This is a genomic window from Pseudovibrio sp. W74, assembly GCF_001623085.1.
Taxonomy (GTDB): Bacteria; Pseudomonadota; Alphaproteobacteria; order Rhizobiales; family Stappiaceae; genus Pseudovibrio.
The window spans coordinates 307,276-330,150 of the sequence record NZ_LMCJ01000017.1; the positions used below are offsets into that span (position 1 = coordinate 307,276).

Here is a 22,875-nt window from a genome sequence, read left to right on the forward strand (position 1 = left end):
TATTAGGATTATGAAAGATAGCGGAATTTCACCGCAACTGCGAGAGCCAGTGATGCTGGTAACAATCCCCGAGAAGCCACAAAAAGTAGTCCTTTGCATATCTGTTGCAGTGGGAGTTTGATCGTAACACTCTCTAAATCGCTTGGTGTACTGGAAATCACGTATGGCGCGCCTCTTCTCGGATACCCTAGGAGGCGTATGTTTGAAATGCAACCTGAGAAAGGAGGATGTAACAACGTCTCATCTCCCGCTACGGGGAGGTGAGAGCTGAAGCGGTGGTGACCTGTTGTCTATTGTCAGGTTGACATAGCCTTTGGGAAACTAAGAATGAGGAAAAATTCCGTTATGCCGAGATGATCCTCTAGGCCGAGTATTGGAAAGTAGAGGAGTGCAGACCGGTTCACTCGTATCTGGGAGAATGTCACTCACACCTACACTGATTTACAAGCATACCTTCTTTGAACCTCTCCGGTGAGTATGTAGAGCTGGCCCGAATGGGGACAATATATATGTGGTGTTTGGTAAAGGCTGTGATGAGAACGTAGCCAGGACGCCGCACGGATGGCAGCTTGCCGGTAAGCATAGGTAAAGATAGCCACATGCAGCTTTCCCAGTGCGATTTAAGTCCAACATATGAACAAGGAAAGGCATGTCTACAAGCGAATACCCCTGATGATTATTATGCTCGAGGGGTTTCTGCAATAGTCTGAAATAGGAAATACCTATCACATGAGGCCTTATTGAGCAGACCTCATGTGACGGCCAGTAATTCAAGTTGTTTCGCGTATAAGAAACCTGACTTAAGCTAAGTGAAGACCTTTGGTCCATCGGGACGATGGTCTCTGGCGCAGTGAGTAGAAGGTTTCACCGTTCAGTAACTTATCCTGAATCCTCCCGTTGAAACTTTCACAGTATCCGTTCTTCCAGGGTGATCCAGTTTCAGGCGGCCTCAGCACTGAACTCGGGGCCATTGTCCAACCTGATATAAGTAGGCACACGGCGCGAGGTGAACAGGTCTGTCAAAGCATCAATGACCTTGATCGAGTCCAACTTTGCTTCACCTGGATAGCTAAACATTCCCGGCTGTACTTATCCAAGATGTGGAGTGTTCTGAAGTCCCTGTTATCGTCAGTTCGATGATGCACGAAGTCGTGTGACCAAGTATGGTAGCAATACTTAAGACAGAAGCGGACACACGATCCATCATTGAGCCCGAGCCGCTCTTTTTTGGGGGAGGATGAGCACATTAAATCCTTCACGTTGCTATAAACACGCAACCAACTTGGCGTTGATCAGCTAGCCAGTTTCTCTCACCAATGCAGCAATCCGAGGGGAGACATACCGACCATATTGACACGCCAGCTCAATCATATCCGCAATCAGGCGTTCTTCGCCTGTGCGCCCACGTGGCAACGGCCGCTGCGTCGGTCGATGTTGCTAGAACGCAGCAAATCCGACGCTCAGAAATGTTGAACCGACCACGTATATGATCGATGTAGGCGCACCCACATGAAAGGCTCAGAAGTTTCCCGATGCGGCTTTCTTCAAGATCAGCTTGTCCAGCGTAAGGCCTGAAACGACACACCGCAGATGCCCGCTCTCTTTCTGTCACACCGATCTGCCTGATTACATCAATCCAGGCCATGCTTTGTCCATCAGAACTTCAATCTGCCGTAACTTCACGACAATTTCTTCCGGCCCAGGTCTCTTATTCGCCATCGGTGATCCTCCACTTTCCTAACTAAAGCGAGACTTCTTCAAAGGAAGCTTACTGTGGTACTCACATTCATTGGATCCCGGTCAAGCTGGTTCAGCTTGGTGACCACCAGCACATCACAAATCTCCAGCCTGTCTATGATAAGAGTAATCCCCGGATGGCGAGATATGGCATGCTGGCGGAAATGGTTCCCCTGATGGTGTGTAACTGAGACCTCGGTTGCTTCGATCTTTTAGATGAGGTTTTCTTAGGCGAACAACAAGCAGATGTATCCGCGTGCAGCAGTACCTGATCTTTTACGTGATGTGCATGAATGGACCGGCTTTGCTGATTAGTGCACCCATGTACGCACTGGGGAGGCACCACACAACATTACCACCATGCTGGCAGGTACGTTCGCGGACGCCGCAAACCTTGGTCGGAAAAGGATAGCTGGATCCTCAAAAGGGATCAGCACTTATCAGATCAGTTGATTGAGGATGTTCCACACCCGGTCACAAACCTATGTGCCTCATAAGCTCTTGTTGCGAATGTTTATGCTTAGCATCACCACAGCCCGCTTTAGGGCAACGTGTCTACCGCCTCAGCCGATGGTCGGCTCTCTCCTCAGCTAAGGAACCTGAAAATCCGAAAAGTTCTTGCTTTTGAAAATGCCGAGGTTTATCCAGCCCTCGCCAGCTACTTTGGCACTCCAGCAAACGCAATCTCTATTTTGGACCATTGGGAAGATCTTCTGCAACTGTCACGACGAAAGCGATCTATTTTGAAGAAGTTAGCTTCCTCATCAAAGCCCAGCCTTCTCGCTAAGGCTTTGCGAAAGGTGCGGCGTTTGGAGAGCTCACTGTTTATGATCGAATGGTATTCTTCCATTAACGCGGCGAAATCCGCGACTGTTCATTTAATGGGCAGGCGTTTCCTACCTCTGGTCACAATCTTGTCGTTAGCACTATCGTTTACTGGAACACGGCATATCTCAGCGGCATCGTCCAGCACCTCCGTGATCAAAGTTGCGATATCCCCAACGTCCTTCTGAAATAAATCTCAGCTCTCGCATGAGTGCACATCAATCTGATAGGCATCTATTATTGGAGCAATAAGCTTACATTGAATGGCCCCTGCAGTGTCCAAAATCAACACCAAAAGCAGTCTAGTATTCTAACTTTGTTAGTTCTATGTGCACGATTTTTGTAAACTTCGTTCCGGCAGCAACCTGGCTGATAGCGGCAATCGGACGGCGGATAGAAAAAGAGCCCTGAGCGCGTCTTGGAGGACGCTCAGGGCTCTTAAGTTTACAATTACCTTGGCTTGATGGGGGGGCGAGTGCCTTACGCTTCTGCTGGCGTAAGTGCTTGTTGTTGTTGCTTTCTCAATTTTGCCAAGTGGTAAATGTTGATGAACACGCACATGCCGTTGAGCAAAACAACCGGGTAAGCATCAACTGCAACACCATAGATGGTGAACAGGATACAACCGACCATATTGATCACACGAAGCCACAGGACGTTGCCCATCAGGAGGGAAGTCATCACAGTGATTGAGGCCAGATAGCCTACAAGTTCCATATTCATTATGCCGCAGCCATTTCTGGTGTTGTTGCATATGCAGTTTCCAGAGCCAGTTCCATCATCTGGTTAAAGCTGGTCTGGCGTTCTTCAGAGGAAGTTTCCTCTGCCGTGATCAGGTGATCGGATACGGTCAGCACGCACAGCGCTTTCACACGGAATTCCGCAGCAATTGCAAACAGAGCCGCAGCTTCCATTTCAACTGCCAGAACGCCCATTTTCTGCATCGCTGGCAGCAGCGCAGGGTTGGAACCGTAGAACAGGTCACCTGAGAGGATGTTCCCAAAGCGCGGCGACAGACCCAGCTCGCCAGCAGCATCAGAACAGGCCTTCAGCAATTCAAAATCAGGTGCAGCAGCATAATCGTAACCAGCAAAGCGATCGCGGATCATTGCGGAGTTGGTGCTGGCGCTTGTTGCGACAATCAGATCGCGCAGTTTCAGCTCTTCATCAACACCGCCACAGCTGCCCACGCGAATGATTTGTTTCACGCCGTAAAAGTTGATCAGCTCATGCGCATAGATAGAGATGGATGGCATACCCATACCGTGTGCCATAACTGAAATTGGCTTACCCTTGTATTCACCAGTAAAACCAAGCACATTACGCACGTTTGTTACTTCGCGTACATTTTCCAGATAGGTTTCTGCAATATACTTTGCGCGAAGCGGATCACCCGGCATGAGGACTGTTTCAGCAAAGTCTCCAGTCTGGGCGTTGATATGCGGTGTCATCAGATTCTCCTATGCAGCTTGCAAGGAGAAAGGTAGAAATATCTCCGATTCAAAAACAGGACAATTGTCCGCATCTCTGAACTAAATAATGCAAAAATGACAATTAAATCGCTCGCAGACATTGGACATAAAGAAGTATTAGAATGGGTCAAAACTGGCCCGTTTCTTCTACGCCATATGGAGCCCGGAGATTACCTCCTCCGGCAAGGCCAAAACCTTGAACACCTGTATTGGATCGACGATGGCTTCTGCACGGTCAGCTACACCGCTGCCAATGGGCGACGCTTCAGTCACGGCAGATTCAATATCGAAGACCGCCTCTATGGTGAGATCGAATTTCTGACGGGAAAACCAATTCAGTTCGACATCCGCTGCGATGGTCCGGTCAGCGTGCGCGTCATCCCGATTGCAGAGCTGGAAGCCCTGTTGGTGCAACACCCTCATGTGGGCATCTGGCTCAGCCAATGTCTGGCCGACACCTATCAGGGTGTCATGGACCGGGTCACCTCCCACTTCATGTACCCGCTGGCCTATAACATCGCCAAAGACCTGCTGATGCGTGAACGCGGCAACAAACCGCCAATCCAGTTTGAGCGCGTCTTCCGCGAAGCCGAACGCTTTGGCTGCTCAGAACGCGTCTACCGCCGCGCCGTCAGCCAACTGATCGAACACGGCTTGGTCGAAAAACGCGGCCGCGAACTCAAAGTCGCCAACCACACCAAACTAGAACGCTATCTGGCGGAAGAGGAAGAGCGGTAATCACACGGCCCTCGGTGCCTCCGCAACAAACATCAGCACTTCATGCTGAGTGTGCATGGTGCCGTGATGTTCTTCAAGTTCTCTCGTGATCTCACCCATTAGCTGCTCTTGCTGCTGCGGTGTTGCCTCGTTACCGGGAGGGTAGGAGGTCAACGTTGAGAAAACAGGCTCAGCATCATCGATGGCGTACACATCCTTATAAGTCTGCAGCGAGAGGGCATTGAAGCGGTGTTGAAGGCGCTCAGCAATCTTATCCGGCGGAGCCATCACAACAGACGGATCTATTGGTTCAACATCAAACACCCGGCTGTTCAGCTCATAAACCTGCTGAAGGTTAGGGGGGCTGTTGAGTGTGATAATCAGGCGCCCTCCCGGCTTCAGAATACGCCGCATCTCATCAATCGCCTTATCCGTATCTGAGAGGTGGTAGACCATGTGCATGGCCATCACCACGTCAAAGGTGGCATCTTCAAACGGAACGGCTTCAGCTTGCTCAACAAAAGCTGTCACTTGTTTGATTGCGGGCAGTTTGGTCAATGCTTCTTTAGCTTCAGCGATCATATGCGCGGATTGATCAAGGAGCGAAACTTCCAGACCCTGAGGCAGTCGATGCTGATTGGCGCTCCAGAACCACCCCGTCCCGCAGCCGATATCAGCGATCTTGGCGTTCTCCTGAAACTGCATTTGCTGGAAAGCCCACTCAAACCAACTCTTGTTCGCATACCGCCGATGAAGATTTGCGCGTGTTTTGAGGTTTGAGCTGGTTTTGTATTGCTGAGAAACATCGACAGACATGGGCTATCCAATCTTTGCAAATGAGCTTTTGAAAACAAAGTCGGTGACGCACATTAAGGTGAAGCAGTGTCTTAAAGAGGCTGGTCCGGCAGAGCTGCAGTATTGTTCTTGCAAGCCCATTTTCTTCTGAAGTTGCATGGCATTCAAATGAAAATCCGTAATCTATGCCCGAGCACGAGCGGTTAACGCTAACCGCAGCATTTCGGTTGCTTGAGCCAAACAACGACCTCCCACCATTGCTCAGAAATGGCGTCGTGATAGTATGTGCGCGCTGTATTTCCTGATCGTAGGGAGGCAACATGTCTGGCGCATCAAGACGGGACTTTTTCAAAGCTGCTGTGGCAGCAGGTATGGGCGGAGCGGTTGCGACACAAGCCTCCGCAGCAGAATACCCATCAGGGCCATTTTGGAACAACGTTCCTGAACCGGATTTGGCCAACACAGAACTTCCGAGGTTCAAGTTCGAACTGGAGAAGACCAAAGGACGCGTTGATGGTGGCAGTTTTGGTAAAGAGGCGACTGTCGAGCAGTTCCCCATCTCGACAGGAATTGCCGGGGTCTCCATGCGGTTGGAGCCGGGCGTTGCCCGAGAACTGCACTGGCATGCAACAGCAGCAGAATGGGCCTTCGTCATGGATGGCCGCTGCCGCACCACGGTTATCAATCCCAATGGCCAGTCTTCGACAGATGACTTTGAACCCGGTGATGTCTGGTATTTTCCAAGAGGTCACGGACACTCAATCCAGTGCATCGGAGATGAGCCCTGCCACTTCATTCTGATCTTCGACAACGGCTATTTCTCTGAGTTCGGCACGTTCAGCATCACCGATTGGCTGGGGCACACTCCGAAGAGCATACTGGCAAAAAACCTCGACATGCCGGAAAGCGCGTTTGACAACTTCCCTAAATCGGAAGCCTACTTCGTGCACGGTGTCATCCCGCCAGAACAGCCAACGCTTCCGCATCAGGGCGAGTTCAACCCCACCCCGGAAGCGCACAAATACAGCCTGATGAAGCAGGAACCTAAGGTGACACGCAAGGGGGGACGGATATGGCGCGTCAGTCAGAATGAATTCCCCATTGCGACCACCATCACCGGCATTGTTCTGGAACTCGATCCGGGTGCGCTGAGAGAGCTGCATTGGCACCCCAACGCGGATGAATGGCAGTACGTGATGGAGGGCAGCATCGACGTGACGATGTTTGGCGCAAAAGGCCGGTATGCCATCGAAACGCTGAATAAAGGCGATGTCGGCTACATCCCACAAGGCTATGGCCATTCTATTGAAAACACAGGTACGAAAAAGGCCCGCATCCTGATTGCCTTTAACACGGGGGAGTATCAGGCCATCGACCTGTCAGAATGGCTCGCCAGCAATCCGAATTACCTGCTGACAGCACACTTCAACCGGCAATCCAAGGCAGTCAGGCAGTTTCCAAAGCGAGATGTTTTCATCGCCACGAAGTAACGATATGCGTATGATCAAAGAGGTGAAGCATTCGGAGTGAATCCGTTTGCTCCCTCGTTGATCTGATGGCAAATTGCCTGAAGGCACCACCAAGCAAACAGGGGAGGGAATGTTTGCAGCACAATCACACATGCGCGTCCCTGCCTGAAACGCTTGCTCAGATCTGGCATCATTCGGGTGAACTCGGTGTCTCCGGCCCAATCTTGCCGGATGGGTGCAGAGATCTGATCGTCACGGAAGTAGAAGGCAAACGCCCGTCGTGGCACGTGTCAGAGCTGTTCGACGAGCCGCACCAAACAGAACGAATAATTGTTAAGCGCATGATCGGCTTTCGCCTGAAGCCGGGCACGCAGGTGAACGAACAAGACCTGATCAAAGCGCTGAGCGTGCTGGGCTCCTGGGATGAAGCCACCATCTGCAAATTGCTCGCAGACCACACCCGCCTCAACACCAGAGTATCCGAAGCGCTGGGCTGTATCGCGGAGGAGCAATTGTCCATTGCCGCCTCCGCTGGAGCGTTGGGGGTGACGCTCAAAACTTTGCAGCGCACCTTGGCACGCCACACCAGCCGCTCGCCTGTCTACTGGCGCCAGCTCGCCCGCATCCGCAAAACCGCGCGCGCTATTGAAACCGCAGAAGGTTGGGCCGATTTTGCCCTCGACAACGGCTTCTCCGATCAGGCGCATATGACCCGCGAGTTCCAGCGCTGGTTCGGCACCTCGCCCATGCAATTCGCCGCAAACTCCGGCTTCAAACGACAGGCTCAGTCCATCGCGTTTGGGTGAGCCTTAGCCTCAAACCGGGGCCGTCACTGGCGAGCAAATCTCAATCAGAAAGCCGTTCATATCCTTCACGTAGGATGTTGTCTGCCCCCATGGCTCGTCTTTGACCTCCTGCACAAGCTCAGCACCGGCTGCCAATGCTTTTGCAAGGTTGCCAGCCACATCGTCAGTCTGGAATGCAATCTCAAAGCACGGATTGCTTGCATCCGCCTGCGATGGGTTTTTGCCAAGGTTTTTCATCAACTCGAAGGAGGAGAAGGACAGCGTCGTCTCGCCGGTTTTCACCTCGCCATAATCCCCTCCCTCAGTGATCAAACCGGCCTCCACATCAAATGCCTTGCAATAAAAGTCGATGGTCTCACGAGGGCTCTCAACGTACAGAATAACGTATTTCAAATGCATGGATTTCCTCCTGTTTTCATGAGGATGACCCTAGTCAGGCACGGTGCCCACGTATTGAAAAAAAGCGACACTTTCATTGGCAGAACTCTGGTCAAACTTGAATGCAAAGCGGAGGGAATCTGCTAGGCTCCCTCAGGTTCCTGCCAGCGAGGCTGTCTCATGCGCAATTTCCGCAAAGTCCTGTACGTGCTCATCACCTGCTTCATCAGCATCTACGGCGCCTACTTCGCCTACACATCGTTTTATGAAGGTACGCTGTTCAATGTCATCGCTGGCCTATTGATTTGTGCGGTTGGCATCGTAGGCCTCTACGGCACATTTAGCGGCAAAACGCAGGACACAGAGTAAGGGGAGGGATGATGAACGACTTATCAGAATACAAGGCTAAATCAGGCCGGTTTGAGCCAGTCTGGACAATCGAAATCCAAACGCTGGAGGAGGACACTGACCGCATATTAGACGCCGTCATGCAAGTGCACCCGCTCAGCTTTGGGCGCTACCAGCGCAACGCCAGTATTTCGGCGGTTGGCAAGGAAACAGCACAGCCCGAACCAAACTCAACCACCACAACCCACATTGAGGGCTTTCAGGCTGGCATGACAGAGACCTACCCCATGGTAGAGCTGAAAATCTCCATTGAGCGCGACCCGAAAGTGCTCGAAAAAGTCATGGACGCCATAATCTACGCTCACCACTACGAAGAACCCGTCATCTTCCTCCGCGAAGACTGGGCCAGCCGCGCCGCCTACAACCCCAACAGCACCAACCCAAACCGCTGGTGGAACAACGGCAAAGGCATGCCGGAAAAGGTGGAATGAACCTGAGAGACAAAAAGCTACTTGGGTTAAGCCGAACAGGTTTCTTTATCCACCATACTGGTCCACCAATTATTTAAGGTAGCCTGAACGATATAGACGAAGAAATTTAGGCAAATGGGTAAATCTTTGCTCGCCCAAGTAGCGCCCTGTGTAGACATTGATAGTCCAATTGTTCCAACTTCTGCGGGGGCATCCCATTCTTGGTGTTGAAAAGGAGGGCTACACATAGGAGCAGGGAACGGCTTTCCGTCATGAAGGGCAAGAGACCTGTATTTATAAATCGCTTTCATTGTGTCGCTAAAATGTCGTTCTGAGAAGTCTAGCTGGAACCTTTCGTAAGGTCTTTTTTCAGGTGGTTCTGGTTTGAAAAGTGCAGTGAAATCCAAAAATTTCTTTGTCGCTTTTTGACTGCCTCCGAGAGCTTTGGCTATTTCGCTGAAAACTTTGTTACTGGAGTTCTCTTTGATAAACTCAGTTATTTCTGGTTGTGCGACCTTAAAAGCATCTACAGACTTAAGTTTGCCTGTTTGGTGAAACACTGCCGCAGTCTCCAACGCGCTTGTCAACATTAGCCAAGCTTGCTCCGGAGCACTCTCAAGTATCCAAAGAGCATCTTGGAAGAGCCGAGCTGATTTAACAAGCGATGAGTATTTTTCTCTAGAAAGACTTTTAAGCCGATTGAGGATTTTAAGATCACATAGTTGAGCTGGTTGAAGAACAAAGGGGGCAATTGGTTGAAGTGTTCCTTGTTGAACACTCGGTATAGCGGTGCGCTCAGGCTGTGGCGTTCCCATCGGGTCGTGGTCATTCCACCCGAATGATCTTACTTCGCTCCCTGCTTTGAGGCGCACTCCGAGCCGAAGGGAAGCTAATGCTGCAAGTTCATCCTGCATGGTTCCTGCATGATATTCTTGATCAGAAGTATGCGTAAAAGAGATTTTGGGTAAATCTGCTGCTTCAGCATACCAATTGACTCTTAAAACAGCAGCTGGTCTGATATTGCCGAAAGTTGCGTAACCGGGAACTAAGTTAAGGAAACTAAATGGAAGGCCATCATTCAGTGTTCCAATAAGTTGAGCATCTGAGTATAAATTGAACTCAGAAGTCCCTACGAGTTCTTGCGAAGCATTATACGCCATTAAATTTACATAGGATTGCAATCCATCCAAAGGGCTGATCGTAATGATGTCCATTAATGAAGGTCCGATGTAGGTTGAGCTCGATGCAAAAACTTCTTGATATAGCAGTTTTCTACACTGACATGTTCTAATGGGCTTGTCTTCAACGTGTATACCCCAACCCCATGCCTTTATGGGGTAATTCCATTTCCTCTCATTGACACCCGCAGCAAGACGGCGCATCCTCACGATGAGGCGTCGAAACCTTATTTGCTTAGCGGTCACCGCAGCCGTAATACGCGGTCTTTTTGTGTCTGGAGTTGGTTCTCCATACGCAAACTCTCGCTTATGGGCGGGAGGGCGGTGAATACAATACCCTTTGCGGGGGAATAAACCCGCCTGTCTAAGCCAGGTTTCGAACCTCCCGCTCGCCAGTGGGCCGTCGAAAGCTCTATGCCGAGCGGATTTTTCACCGCCTGCTTAGAGGTATGAAATGACGACCAATGGAAATGAGAAAAGTGCCCATATGTCCCTTCGCAATGAAGTGGACCAGCTTAACCTTTCATCCAGCCACCTCAAAAATCTGGTTTATTCCATGAGTGTGGTGATGAGTGAGCGCATGGAGCACACGCAGGAATATGAAGCGTTGCTGACGCTGTTTGATACTGTGCGCAGCCACATAGAAGATGTGCAGGGATGTAGCGAGAAGATATCGGAATTGCTCGAGCCTTGCGCGCTGGACCTCACCAAAACCTAAAAAGCATAGAGAGCGAGCAGAGGTAGTACCTCTGCTGAACTTGCCTGAGAGGCAATGCGTTTCTCAGGCTTTTTCAGTGTATCTCCGAAAAGTGGAAACCGGTTTTCGGATAAAGATACACAAGCACAACAGCTAAAGCAGTTCAGCTTAAATGCGAACTGCTTTATCTAAGGTCCGCTTAGAACTGCACCGGCACAGTCTCGCCAGTAGAAATCTTACACTCGCCAACGCCGCCATCTGAAAAACCAGAGCTTGGGTTGCTCAGAGTAATCTGGCACTGCATGGAGCGAGCAGCGCTGAACAGCACACCTTTGGCTCTTGAGTTGTACGTGGTGGAAGAGCTGGAGGAGAAGAAATCATCGTCGTCATCGTCATAGAAGAACCCGTCTTCGACGCTCTCGGTCTGCTTTTTCTCTGTCACCAGCTTACCGGTGAAAAACTCGCCGCTGGAAAGAGTAGCCACAGCGGAGGCCGCGCCATCATCGAGGAATTCTTCCGTCACCTGAAAAGTCACGCTCTGTGCGTTCTTGCCGTCTTTGCTGACAACACGTCCCTGTCCGGTTGTGGTGGACTGACAACCCGCCAGAACTGCAACAGCAGCAACGCACACACCGATCTTGAAAATAGTCTTCATTGTAATTCACCAATCCCGAAAAGTTAAATGTCGGTTTTGGCTGTCTGGAAGTCGTTTCAAATAACGCAGTCACCACAGCCAAAAGCCCCTGAACCGGCTGTAAGTCAGGGGCAACTTGGTCGGCAATCACAAAAAGCACAGTGTGAGAAAAATTTCGCTCTCTAAAACTCGACTGGGAACGACCCTCCAGTGGAGAGCTTACACTGCCCAACACCACCATCAGAGAAACCATCAGCCGGATTGGAAAGCGTTACAACACAGCGCATGCTCCGCTTCGCGCTGAACAAAACACCGCGGGCATAAGGGCTGTATGTGGTTGAGAAGGTGGAGACGAAGAACGGCCCGTCGTCGAAGCCGTCAAAATCATCGAAGTCGTCGAAATCATCAAACCCATCATCGAAGTCGCTTTCTCCAATGTTGGTGGTCTGGCTCTTCGCAGTAACGAGCTTACCGGTAAACACCTCGCCATCTGGCAATGTGGCCGTCGTCGCTGCTCCGCCACTGCCAAAGAAATTCTCGGTCACTTCAAAGTTAACCGCTTTACCGCCCAGACGACCTTGCCCGGGCGTTGTTGTTTGGCAACCCGCCAAACCAGCAATGGCGACCAGGCACAAACCTGTCGTGAAAAAGCGTCTCATTCTGCGTTCCAATCCCGACTTAAAATGCAAACAACTCGGGGCAGAATTACAGAAAAATGTTGCCAAACGTATTCAAACATCGCTTGCAACAAATGTTGAAACACCAGCGAAAATGTACACCGGCAGACTACTTTTTCTTGCCGTGGCGCACAGCTCCACGACGCTTGAAAATGGCTTTACGTTTCTTGATTGTCTGCTGCTTCAGCTTCCGCTCCATATTGGCGATAATGGTGTTAAGGAAGCCAAATTGCACCTCTGCTTCCATAACCCTGCCTTTGCTCAGGAAACTCTCAATTTTGTAAGCTGCCTCACTGGCTGTTTCGTTGTTGTCTATAAAGAGGGCCAGATCGTCATCATCCTGAATAGCACTGCGTTGGCCGAAAAGTTTGTTGACGGTATCAGTCAGCTCCTCAACTTTGATCTGATATCCGTCGATTTTTGCAGCAGTACGTTGCCCACGTTCAAACGCAATTCGCACGCTCTCCATAGCAATCTGGGCATTCTCAAGAGCATCCCTGGCTTCATCTATCCGAGCGAGATCTTCTGCCTGGCTGAGATAAGCTTCGGCATTCTTGACCATGCTCTCAAATTTAGCGAGCTCCTCGGAGTTCTTAAAGAGGTCCTTGTTTCTGTCATAGGACTTGAGTTCGCGATAGATTTGTTCAATGCCAATCTTAACATCTTCCTTGGCATCAAGATCCGGTGTCTGGTCTTTGCTTTCTTCTTCAACAGCTGGCGCAGGAGCCTGCTGCAACATCTCTTGTAAGATCGATGCGCACTCATTAAATTGGTCGAACTGCTTCTCCGCCTCCTTCCCTTCATCTATTTTCAGATGATCCAGCATGATCTGGATGCAAACCAATGCCCTTGCGTGATGTATCGCAAAGCGCTCAAGAAGCACTTCATTTCCGTCAAAGCGATACTGATCGGCATACAGCTTTGACAATAAGGATTGTCTGTCACTGACTTCCAGGATCATTTCAGAGCGCAGATTATCTCGGTCGATGCGTGTTGCTTCATAGGCTTCCTCAAAAGCTCTCCGGTCATCCTCAATCTTGTCCATCATGGTTTTGGCAAAGCCGGCGAGTTGGTCTTTGATCGCTTTGCGAAGATTAGTCAGCGTTTCCTGAGAGGTTTTGTAAGAGCTATCAAATGAAGTCAGGTCGATATTCCAGGCATCAAACTCAGCGCGTTTTTGATGAATTCCGGCAATAATGTTCTCATAGTATGCCGCACCTTCAGACAAACCATTCAACAATGAGCTCAGGATTTGTCGGCTGTTGTCCTGTATCTTCTGCAGGATGATCAGATCTTTCTTTGCTTCAGAAAGAGAAGCACGTGCGCTTTCCAGATCATCTCCGGCAAGTGCCGTACTGCCTTCTTCATGATGTTGCATTGCGTCAGCATAGGCAGCTTCCAGATCAGTCACATACTCATCAACACAATGCGGTCGTGCTTGACTGAAAATCGTATTGATAGCGGCGCAGGTCTGATCAAATTGCTGCACCAGCTCAGCCTGCTCCGCACTATGAGGATCAAGAGGTGCCTGTTGCTGCGCTGGGTTCGGTGCGGGTTCAGCTTTTCTTTTCTTTTTCTTCCGCGGTGCCTGCGTGACACAGCGTTCCAGATTTGCCAGAGCGACCTTGAGATTGCTCAAAATGGCCCGTGCATCCCTCACTTTACCTTCTGCAATCAACCCTTCCACCTGAAAGGCGAAATCATTGGCAATACTGTTGTAGCTCAGGAAGTCGTTTTTATGGTCAGGATCCTGCAGAGCGATCCCTTGCTCATACACAGCGTTGATCCGGTCTTTCGCAGCTTCGGCATCTGCAAGATAACCCTCAACTTTTGCAGCAGTATTCGCGCCGCGCTCATAGGCAATTTCCATGGAATCGAGCGTAATACGAGCATTGTCGAGCGCTTCTTCTGAGGCCTCAAACCTCTTCCGTTCCATAAGGACCGATGCTTGCTCGGCGAAGCCTGCAGCCTTGTCATGCAGGTTGGTGTAGATCAACCGCTCTTCATTGTCTCTGAAGACACTGCCCATACTGTCGTAATCTTCAAGTTCCACATTGATACGTGCAATTGCCTTTTGCAGCATCTCCCGGGCTTCAGCTTCAGTCGCAGCAGTGTTGACCTGCGGCATCCACTGCAAGCTACGGGTTTCTTTCTCCAGTTTTTTCAAACCATTGCGTGAGTTTCCAATAGCCTGATCAGCTTCCTCAACCCGCTGGCCACCCACGCAGGCCTCTGCGTAATCAATAAGTGCAGTCACTTCACCGCAAAGGGCATCAAAGCGGACCAACTGCTTGCCACCAAACTTCTCGTCAGCCTGCGCGTATCTCTCAAAATCTTTGCGCGTGTCTGCCAGTGGTTCGAGTGTTCTGCGAAGATCCTCGATTTGCTGAGTTTGAATCTGAAGCATTGATTCCGCTTCAGTTATGTAGTCCCGCATGTCAGCCGCACAGTCACGAATGTCCATGATGCTCTCTTCAGCAAGACGGACACTCTTGGCCAGGAGATCGGTACGCGCGCTTAGGATCGCCGTACGGGCAGATTGATAAGCTGCCTCGAAAGAGGGGAAGTTGACACCGTGGTTCTTTACAATATCTCGTTGACCGTTAAGTCCCTCGACAGTGCTTTCCTGAGCGGTGACTTCACCTGAAAGTCTCTTGAGTTCCTCCTCATCGAAACCTTCCGGTGGAGTGATCTCGATCTCTGAAGTTCCAACAACTGCCTGCAACAACACCTGCTGCATCTGCGAAATGAGCTTTTCAGTTTCCTCCAGCGCGTTCTCACAGTCTATGCCGCGGTTGCTGAGGACAGCATCGTTTGCTTTCTTTGCTGCCGCCGCTGCTTCGCCATAAACCTTATCAAAGGTACTTTGCTGCTGCGGGCTACTATCCAATGTGACGCGCTGTCCAGCCAGATCTCGAATTTCTCGCTGGGCGATCGACACCTTCAGCAAAAGCGTGGTACCAGCAGCATCTGCGTATCGCTTCGCACTGTCCATCGCATCTTTCAGAACAGTGTATCTCTCTTTTGCAACTGAGAGCGTCCTGTCGACCTCTGACACCACATAACCGGAGATCGCTCTGTTCATTTCCGTGAAGTTATCTCGCGCCGCGTCATAAGCCTTATCGACTGCAGACAAGTCCACATTCCAGAGCAAGACAGGCTCGCGCTCTTTGTAGACATCCTTAACGCGCTTTTGTTGCAATGCTGCAGTTTTTTTAAGTTCAACCAGCTCCTCAACCGCATTACCGCGACCTTTTTGATAGGCGGATTGCATTGTCTTCAGGTATTGGTCCGCCTTGTCGGCGTGCGCTTTGATTGAGACAAGATCCGTGAAACCGTTCTCATCCTCTTTTCCAACTAGATCTTTAGCCAGCTCAATCTGTTCTTCTCCCAGCTCCTTAGCTGCTTCAAAAAGATCCTGACTTTCATCCTCTTCGGTAAACACAGGTTTGCGTTTTCCGGCAACCCTGATGGACTTGGCAGCCTTTCTGAGACGCTTGAAGAGATTGCTGAGTTCCGCATCGTGCGCTTTTTTGCGGGCAGTCAGCTCATCATCTGGTTCCGCATCGGTTTTTTGAGTGACCTCTTCATTGCTCTCAGCCGTTGCATCAAGGGAAACATCATCAAGCGGGATGTCTTCAAATTCACCCTCCTCAGTGGGATCTCCCTCCACCAATGGGAACTTCCATTGCAAACGCCTGTAGACCTTTTGCGCCCAGTGGTGCTGTTCTGAAGTGAGCTTGTTCTCCGGCATAGGAAACTCCGCAACGTGATGGATTGTTGGTTGTAACTTAGTCTCTGATGTTCTGGATTTGAGGCATAATCGGGCGTTAGACATGAGAATTGAGCGAACTAGTGAAGATAGAATTGTGACCACTTGCAGATATTGAAATAAAACGAATGGTTACTTGCCGCGCGGCTTGCCTTCTCTGAGTATCTCACCTAGTAAAGCCTCGTAATTTGCGAGCAAGGCTGCCAGATGTCTGAGAAACAACCCATTATCGTTATTGACCGTGAAACCGGCAGAGAGTTTGAAGAAACGGTTCTGGGGGAGAAGTGGATCCGTTGGGCTTATCAGGATTCCAGCTCAAGCCTGATCGAAAAGCTGTTGTTCCGCTCCGCTGCGCTCAGCAAGGCCATGGGCTGGTATTATGACAGCCCGCTTTCCAAAGGCAAAATCCAGAGCGCGATTGGTGAGCTAAACATCGATACAGCAGAGTTTGCAGACCCGCAGGAGAGCTTTGCGTCTTTCAACGAGTTCTTCATCCGTCACCTGAAAGAAGGCACACGCCCGTTCGACACTGGTGTAGACACCATCGTCAGCCCGGCGGACGGTCGTGTATTGGTCTTCCCTAAGTTGGATGAAGACACCTTCACCCCAGTGAAAGGCCATCCATTCTCCATCCGCAAAATGCTGCTAGATATCGCAGATCGCTTTATCGGTGGTTCACTGGCAATCGTGCGCCTTTGTCCGGCAGATTATCACCGCTATCACTTCCCATGTGCGGGCGAAATTGTTGATGCAAGAGATTTTCAGGGTGCCTACCACTCTGTAAACCCGATTGCTCTGGGCGCTGGTCCAGATGTGTTTGGCGAAAACAAACGCAGCTACACACTGCTCAAGACCGAGAATGCGGGCACCATGTGCTACGTGGAAGTCGGCGCGTTTGGTGTCGGTAGCATTGTAAATACAAAGACTTCTGGCCACGTCGCTAAGATGGATGAAAAAGGCTTCTTCAAATTTGGTGGCTCAACAGTTGTTGTCGTGTTTGAGCCGGGTGCGGTAAACTTCAGCGAAGATCTTGTCGCCAACAGTGCTGCAGGTAAAGAAACTCTGGTTAAAGTCGGTCAGCCCTTCGCAACGGTTGCCTGAGAAAATCTCCAGATCGCTTAGCATAAGTTGTATTTATCCAGCGTGACTCTTCGTCCAGACTGTCGGCTTCGCTAACAGACTGGACGGGACTATGCCATCTTCACTTATCACTCAGGACCATATCGATACCTATCAGCGCGAAGGTGTCGTACTGATCAAGGGCCTCTTTAAGGATCATGTAGATCTGATCAGGGCTGGTATTGAGCGGAACATGGCAGAGCCGGGAGAATATGCAGCAGAAAACCTGAAGGAAGGCGAGGGCGGTCGCTTCTTTGATGACTACTGCAACTGGCAACGCATTCCTGAGTTTGTCGAGGTGGTGAACAACTCACCAGCGGCAGAAGCAGCAGCAGACCTGATGCAATCCCAAACCGTTCAGATGTTCCACGACCACGTACTCGTCAAAGAACCTGGAACCTCCAAAGCAACGCCATGGCATCAGGATGGACCCTACTACTTTGTTGAGGGACAGCAGACCGTCAGCTTCTGGTCGCCAATGGACGCGGTAACAGGCGCCACCTTGCGCTGCGTCGCTGGTTCTCATCTTTGGGAAAAGCCCGTGCTGCCAATTCGCTGGCTGTCCGAGCAGAATTTTTATGGCGACAGCGACGAGTACATGCCAATCCCGGACCCGGATGCAGAAGGCATGCCGATCCGCGAATGGGAGATGGAACCGGGAGATGCAGTTGCGTTCAACTATTACACCCTGCACGGCGCACGCGGTAATACCACTGAACAGCGCCGCCGCGCATTCTCACTGCGCCTGCTGGGCGACGATGCCCGCTATATCGAACGTCCGGGCCGCACATCTCCGCTATTCCCGGGTCATGACATGAAGCCTGGGCAAATCCTGCGAGAAGACTGGTTCCCAATCATCTACAAGCGCTGACGATTAAGGGTCAGGAGTGCAGTCAGTTGACCGCACTCCCCAAGCTTTAGCTCCTACCAGCATTCAGAGCGTCCGGCTTGAACTCCAGCACCCAGCACGTTTTCAGATGGCCTTTCCGGAAGACGTTTCTGGTTTCGCTGTGATACTGAACCTCACGCAACTCCAGAAAATCTGGCAGCTCATCCTGAGCATGGCTGTTCTTGGCGAGCAGCTCACCCCACTCACGTGCCAGTTTGCTTGGCTTATCGACAATCTCTGCACCCAAGCTGATTTCATCTGTTGGCTTCAGGATCAATTGCGCCCGCGTTTCCGGTTGTAATAAAGCCCGCAAGGAACCTGTCAGCCCCGGAAATTCATCAGGTGTCTCCTGAGCTGTTGCGCCTGCTTCCTGTGTTTCCGGATCTTCAACCGTGACTGTTGTGTATTCTGGTTTGGCAGGCTCTGGAGCTGTCTTCTGCTTGACAGAAATCAGATACTCGCTCTTCTTGCCTCCTTCAGGACGCGTGATGGAAACATCAAACAAAGCGACCCAAGGTTGTTCTGAAATCCATTTCTGGATCTTCTTCAAGCTCCCACCAGATTTTTCAATCCGCGCATGAACATCATCGCGAACATGCTCCATCAGCTTGTCCAGCGCAAAATGAGCCTTGCCAAAACTCATCAGCAGGCCATTACCCTTGGTACTCAAGAAATTATCCAAACGCTCTCTCATGGAAGAAAGCTCGTCAGATTGTTTGGTTTGACTGTCTTTCAACTCATTCAGGTTGACAGTTAGAGCAGCCAGATTCTTAGCAGCAGCTTGCGGCAACGCTCTCATCTTGCCGATTTCTGACATGGTATGAGAGGTCGGCTTGTATTCAACCACCCAGGCTGGCTCAAGCATATCGTTCTCAATCAGGAAGCCTTCAATCTTGTGATAGCGAACCTGCTTCAGAATGAAGTAGTCTGGCAACATGGCCGAAATGTTATCGCCCCGTTGCTTAGCCGCTACGAGCGTACTGCCCCAAGCCATCGCTAGATCACTTGGCTTTTCAACAATCGGCAGTTCATCTACGCCATCTTCACCAGTCGGCACCAGTTTCAGGGCTTCCATCATCTCCTTGGAGTGCAGACCATTCAGAACCAGTTGAGGTTTATCGCGCAGCTCACTCTTCGTCAGTCCCTGCTGCGGAACCATATCACTGTTGTCGAAGAATGTGCTGTTGCCTACTGTTCTCGGAGCAGGATCGTGACGCAGCTCCGTGTTGATGTCGTAATATCCGCCATCTTTCTGAATGGAAACGGAAATCAGCGCCGCCCACGGCTGCTTAGCGATCCATGTCTCAGTCTTCTTGGCGCTGTGATGATCCGCCAGATGCTGCTCAGTCAGCTGTGATGCCACCTCACGCAGGCTGGCCAACGCGTACTGCGCCCGGCCATTCTCATGTGAGAGGCTTTCTGTGCTGGAAAGGATCGCATCTCCAAAGCTCATGGCAGCCAGCAAATCATTGCTGGCATTCAGCGCTTCGCCCAGCTGCTTGGAAGTTGCCATTCGATAAGCAACAACATCTTTCTCGATATCATTCAGATAACGCACATCCTGCTCGGTCACAGCATTTGCTCTGGCAGTATCGACTGCTTCACTCAAACCCTTGCTAAAAGCATTCTGGCGCAAGAGCGTGTTGACATCGCCAACAACTTCTTTGTTCAGGGCCTTCAAGTTCTGGCTCAGGAACACCAGCAGCTCTTTGTGATTACTGGACAAATCCTCTGGTGCAGCCAGTGCTGCGACCTTCAGGAAGGCAAGGAAGCGAGGATCATGAGCGGCATCTTCAAAGATTTGCTTGGCCAACGCACGTGCATCATTGTCCAGCCCGGTTCTAAACTGCATACGCAGATATGTGTCAGCCTTGTCTTGAGCCATACCCAACAGACCTGTGATCAGTCGTTGCTTTTTTGCAGCTTCCGGTCCTTCATGTGCAGTACCTGTCGGGTCATTGATAAAGGCTGTTTTCTTTTCCTGATACGCTTGGAATTGCTGCTCAAGCTCCGGGCTCACCGCCAAATCCAACTCATGCATAGCCAGCATTGCCGGATGTGGTTTTAACTCCAATGGTTCGCTGCGTGGCTGAGGTGCAGATGGTTGCTCAACAGTCTCCAACTTAGGCTGCCCAACAGTTTGTGACGTGCCGTTGACAGCAGCCGTCTGGCTTCCCTCAGGCTTGGGAGTGTCAACAATAACGTAATCGCTCAGATCAGGATCTGATGTCATGTGATCAAGCGTGTTTGCATGTGCAGTGAGCGGCGATTCTGTTTTGGTCGGAACTGGCTTTGCACTCTGTTGTGAGGACGTCGCAGTATTACTTGCGCCGTGCCCCATCAACTTCTCTGGAGGTAATCGGTAGCCTTCATAGCGAAGCTTCTTTGCAGCGCGTGACATTCCATCCGTCGGGTTAGATGGCTCACCCTCCGGTTTATGATGCTTGTGGTAAGCGAGTGGGCGCAATTGAGGGTCTTTCGCCCCGGCCTTTGCTGGACGGCTGTGCTTTGTAGACTTCCCGTTCAGCTCATCCAGCTGGTCCAGCAAGCGATGCACATTCTTTGGCTCGGCATGGCCCAGCTTATGCCCTTTATGAGAACTGGTTGTTTTCTTGGGTGTAGCCCCTTGTTGGTCTGGATTGACCTGAGGCTGCGAAACTTTTGAATGAATTGGAGAACGACCCATGGGACACCTCATGAATTCCCGGTGTTGGCCTCCATTGTTCAGGAGTGCCGGAACACCAACGTGAAAACAGTAAATTCCATTGATTTGTCAGAGTGATCAGGAACCAATGATCACCATGTCTGAGCCGTACTTGGGCAAAGGCACATGGATTACATCGTCTGCGCTCTCTTCAGCAGAAGGCTGCGCGCGCTCCAGTCGTGCGTTTGCATCAAGCAGCAGATCAAACGCTCTACGCATAAGCTCAACGCCACCACCCGTAGAAACCTCAGTCCAGTGAGAAACGCGCTGTCCGGTGATCGACGCGATGATATGTGGCTGAGTGAATGCGTTGCCGTTGCTTTTCAAAAGCATGAGAGCTTGGTCTGCAGAAAGGTCAACTTTGCGCAGACCACTCGTTAGTGCCATCATGATAAAATCCTCATGATGTTGGCACAAAATCAGATGACTGCGCTCATCGACGCAGAAGAAATAGGCACCATTACACGGCTCTGGCAGGTCCAGATCAAAACTGGACGAAAACGCCCGAACCAACTCATCAAATGCAGTCGTCTCAGCCATGGCATACTCCTCACCATGAGTGGAAGAGATCTTGGAATGAAGATCTCAATGCAGTTGAGATTGGCACTTCTACAGAGGAGATACTGTGCTGATCGGAACAGTTACTTTCAGAAAATGTAGAAAAACGGAGGCAGGTCGAGAGCTAAGGTAAAATATAGGTTGAATTACTTATTTTCATCTATCGATCTCATGGGAACGGTGTATGCTGGCTAAGTTAAGTTCCTACCTTTTCTCCGGTAATCCATACTCCGATGATTTCGTTTAAGCATATGTATTTGCGGGCATTACCGCTCTTCCTCACTGGTAGCGCTGCCTTGTTCACCAACTGGACAGACACTTATGTCTCCAGCTATTTCGGTGCACCAGCTGTTGCCGCAGTCGGCATCTGCGGCATGATGTTTTACGTCCTGTTTTCATTCTCCAACGGCTTTTCCATCGCAATCCAATCATTCACTGCTGGATTTCTGACCAGTCGAGAAAACAATGAAGTGCTGGACGCGTTTGTGATCTGTCTGATCTTGGGCGTAAGCTTTGGCCTATTGTTAACAGCAGCTTCAATCTATTTTCTCGAAGACATACTCATTTTCGTGAATCCGGATGCTGAGGTTAGAGAAGCCTCAAGGCGATACCTGGAATTTCTCCTGTATGCGACGCCGTTTTATTATATGTGCGGTGCCTCCCGCGGCCTCCTTATTGCTGTCGGCAAAGCGTGGACCGTCTCCTACATCGGCATTGGAACGCAGATCGTGAATGCCGTTGCAACTGTCATACTGGCATTTGGTTGGGCTGGAGCTCCTAAACTGGGAATTTCAGGAGTTGGGTTTGGCACCTTCATCGCATTCGCGCTTGCAGCGGTGTTCTATGTGTCAGCAGCCCTACAAGCGATCTCGCAGCAAAAACTCAGGCTTGGCGTACTATCTCTGCCTCTGATTGCTGAGATTTTGAAGAAGGCATTCCTGTCAGCCTCCCAAAGCACAATCTATGCTCTTGGCATTTTCTCAAGCTATTGGATTGTCGGGCATCTCAGTGTTTTAGCTTTGGCCGTCTATCAGGTTATCACTCAGGCAACACTCATCCCGATTTATGTGGCAAATGCTTTGGGAAGCGTCGCGATCAGTCAGGTAGGTCAGGCAGTTGGGGCTAAAGACCTGTCGAGAGCTCAACAAGTTGGCCTGAAGATGATCTCAGGCGCGGCCTACCCAATTGTCATCTACGCTCTGCTCGTCATGGTGCTCTCTGAGGACGTCCTGCTCCTTTTGTTGGGAGAAGCATTGGATGAACCACAACTCATTATGGTGTTCACTCTCTCCTGCTTAATCTTACCAATCAACATTGCAGGAGCAGTGATGAACTATGTTCTGCAAGGTGCCCAACTGTTCGGGCGAGCCTGGACGGTCTCAGCAATCACGCAATGGCTTATATTTTTGCCACTGGCCTATGTATTCGGCGTCTCAATGAGTTACGGACTGGCAGGTGTAATCTTTGCGGACTTTATTTATCGCGTTGGCTTGTTCCTGACGCAATACAGTTTCTGGAAAGGCTATTCGGAACCTGCATTGGCAAGAGCTTCAGCAAAAACAGGATAAACCGCAGGTCTCTCTCAGACACCTACGGTTTATTGGCTGGGCAAGCCGTGGAGGGCTTTGCT

The 22,875-nt window shown here is 50.6% G+C and carries 19 protein-coding genes and 2 pseudogenes; 10 read left to right on the forward strand and 11 right to left on the reverse strand.

All coding sequences use genetic code 11. The features are described from left to right. Positions 1–842: 842 nt before the first annotated feature. Positions 843–1,719: pseudogene (locus tag PsW74_RS29720) on the reverse strand (DDE-type integrase/transposase/recombinase); the annotation flags it as partial. Positions 1,720–2,288: 569 nt separating this feature from the next. On the opposite strand from PsW74_RS29720, the pseudogene PsW74_RS28360 reads away from it, so the two are divergent. Next, positions 2,289–2,755, forward strand: a pseudogene (locus tag PsW74_RS28360) (Tn3 family transposase). A 287-nt stretch (positions 2,756–3,042) separates the two neighbouring features. Here the strand turns inward: PsW74_RS28360 and PsW74_RS12775 are convergent. Together PsW74_RS12775 and deoD are read right to left on the reverse strand one after the other, a co-directional pair. Continuing rightward, a complete protein-coding gene (locus PsW74_RS12775; protein WP_057461608.1) occupies positions 3,043–3,285 on the reverse strand; it encodes a YgjV family protein in 243 nt (80 codons plus the stop codon). Then, the gene (gene deoD, locus PsW74_RS12780) at positions 3,285–4,013 is read right to left on the reverse strand and encodes a purine-nucleoside phosphorylase (RefSeq protein ID WP_057461610.1); all 729 of its coding nucleotides are present in this window, start codon (positions 4,011–4,013) and stop codon (positions 3,285–3,287) included. Before deoD ends, PsW74_RS12775 begins: the two co-directional genes overlap by 1 nt. 96 nt (positions 4,014–4,109) lie before the next feature. Here deoD and PsW74_RS12785 point away from each other — a divergent pair, with 96 nt between their 5' ends. Further along, complete coding sequence (locus tag PsW74_RS12785) at positions 4,110–4,772, forward strand: Crp/Fnr family transcriptional regulator (protein ID WP_082830558.1); 663 nt, start codon at positions 4,110–4,112, stop codon at positions 4,770–4,772. Here PsW74_RS12785 and PsW74_RS12790 read toward each other — a convergent pair whose 3' ends face one another. Then, positions 4,773–5,567: a class I SAM-dependent methyltransferase gene (locus PsW74_RS12790; RefSeq protein WP_208987959.1), complete on the reverse strand. Its 795-nt coding sequence runs from the start codon at positions 5,565–5,567 to the stop codon at positions 4,773–4,775. Between the two features lie 299 nt (positions 5,568–5,866). Here PsW74_RS12790 and PsW74_RS12795 point away from each other — a divergent pair, with 299 nt between their 5' ends. Next, positions 5,867–7,036 (forward strand): cupin domain-containing protein, encoded by a 1,170-nt coding sequence (locus tag PsW74_RS12795; protein WP_063286582.1) that lies wholly within the window; start codon positions 5,867–5,869, stop codon positions 7,034–7,036. 113 nt (positions 7,037–7,149) lie between these two features. Beyond that, the gene (locus tag PsW74_RS12800; RefSeq protein ID WP_063286583.1) at positions 7,150–7,821 is read left to right on the forward strand and encodes a helix-turn-helix domain-containing protein; all 672 of its coding nucleotides are present in this window, start codon (positions 7,150–7,152) and stop codon (positions 7,819–7,821) included. Positions 7,822–7,830: 9 nt separating this feature from the next. On the opposite strand, the gene PsW74_RS12805 is transcribed toward PsW74_RS12800, so the two are convergent. Next, positions 7,831–8,220, reverse strand: coding sequence for a VOC family protein (locus PsW74_RS12805; protein ID WP_063286584.1), 390 nt, complete (start codon positions 8,218–8,220; stop codon positions 7,831–7,833). 159 nt (positions 8,221–8,379) lie between these two features. On the opposite strand from PsW74_RS12805, the gene PsW74_RS12810 reads away from it, so the two are divergent. Beyond that, positions 8,380–8,568, forward strand: coding sequence for a hypothetical protein (locus tag PsW74_RS12810; protein ID WP_063286585.1), 189 nt, complete (start codon positions 8,380–8,382; stop codon positions 8,566–8,568). Positions 8,569–8,579: 11 nt separating this feature from the next. After that, positions 8,580–9,038, forward strand: coding sequence for a hypothetical protein (locus PsW74_RS12815; protein WP_208981649.1), 459 nt, complete (start codon positions 8,580–8,582; stop codon positions 9,036–9,038). Between the two features lie 26 nt (positions 9,039–9,064). On the opposite strand, the gene PsW74_RS12820 is transcribed toward PsW74_RS12815, so the two are convergent. Beyond that, positions 9,065–10,231 carry a hypothetical protein gene (locus tag PsW74_RS12820; RefSeq protein WP_063286586.1) on the reverse strand — a complete coding sequence of 389 codons (1,167 nt, stop codon included), beginning with the start codon at positions 10,229–10,231 and terminating at the stop codon, positions 9,065–9,067. 418 nt (positions 10,232–10,649) lie between these two features. Here PsW74_RS12820 and PsW74_RS12825 point away from each other — a divergent pair, with 418 nt between their 5' ends. Further along, on the forward strand, positions 10,650–10,913 hold the full coding sequence (locus tag PsW74_RS12825) for a hypothetical protein (protein ID WP_063286587.1): 264 nt from the start codon (positions 10,650–10,652) through the stop codon (positions 10,911–10,913). Between the two features lie 178 nt (positions 10,914–11,091). On the opposite strand, the gene PsW74_RS12830 is transcribed toward PsW74_RS12825, so the two are convergent. From PsW74_RS12830 to PsW74_RS12840, 3 genes are all read right to left on the reverse strand, one after another. Then, positions 11,092–11,547, reverse strand: coding sequence for a hypothetical protein (locus PsW74_RS12830; RefSeq protein WP_057461624.1), 456 nt, complete (start codon positions 11,545–11,547; stop codon positions 11,092–11,094). A gap of 161 nt (positions 11,548–11,708) precedes the next feature. Beyond that, a complete protein-coding gene (locus PsW74_RS12835; protein ID WP_063286588.1) occupies positions 11,709–12,185 on the reverse strand; it encodes a hypothetical protein in 477 nt (158 codons plus the stop codon). Positions 12,186–12,312: 127 nt separating this feature from the next. Continuing rightward, on the reverse strand, positions 12,313–15,957 hold the full coding sequence (locus PsW74_RS12840) for a hypothetical protein (protein ID WP_063286589.1): 3,645 nt from the start codon (positions 15,955–15,957) through the stop codon (positions 12,313–12,315). 225 nt (positions 15,958–16,182) lie between these two features. On the opposite strand from PsW74_RS12840, the gene asd reads away from it, so the two are divergent. Beyond that, on the forward strand, positions 16,183–17,076 hold the full coding sequence (asd, locus tag PsW74_RS12845; protein WP_063286590.1) for an archaetidylserine decarboxylase: 894 nt from the start codon (positions 16,183–16,185) through the stop codon (positions 17,074–17,076). Positions 17,077–17,167: 91 nt separating this feature from the next. Continuing rightward, a complete protein-coding gene (locus PsW74_RS12850) occupies positions 17,168–17,965 on the forward strand; it encodes a phytanoyl-CoA dioxygenase family protein (protein WP_063286591.1) in 798 nt (265 codons plus the stop codon). A gap of 46 nt (positions 17,966–18,011) precedes the next feature. Here PsW74_RS12850 and PsW74_RS12855 read toward each other — a convergent pair whose 3' ends face one another. Beyond that, on the reverse strand, positions 18,012–20,669 hold the full coding sequence (locus tag PsW74_RS12855; protein WP_063286592.1) for a hypothetical protein: 2,658 nt from the start codon (positions 20,667–20,669) through the stop codon (positions 18,012–18,014). A gap of 96 nt (positions 20,670–20,765) precedes the next feature. After that, a complete protein-coding gene (locus PsW74_RS12860; protein ID WP_063286593.1) occupies positions 20,766–21,227 on the reverse strand; it encodes a hypothetical protein in 462 nt (153 codons plus the stop codon). A 251-nt stretch (positions 21,228–21,478) separates the two neighbouring features. Between PsW74_RS12860 and PsW74_RS12865 the strand changes: the two genes are divergently transcribed. Next, a complete protein-coding gene (locus PsW74_RS12865; RefSeq protein WP_063286594.1) occupies positions 21,479–22,813 on the forward strand; it encodes an MATE family efflux transporter in 1,335 nt (444 codons plus the stop codon). Positions 22,814–22,875 lie beyond the last annotated feature (62 nt).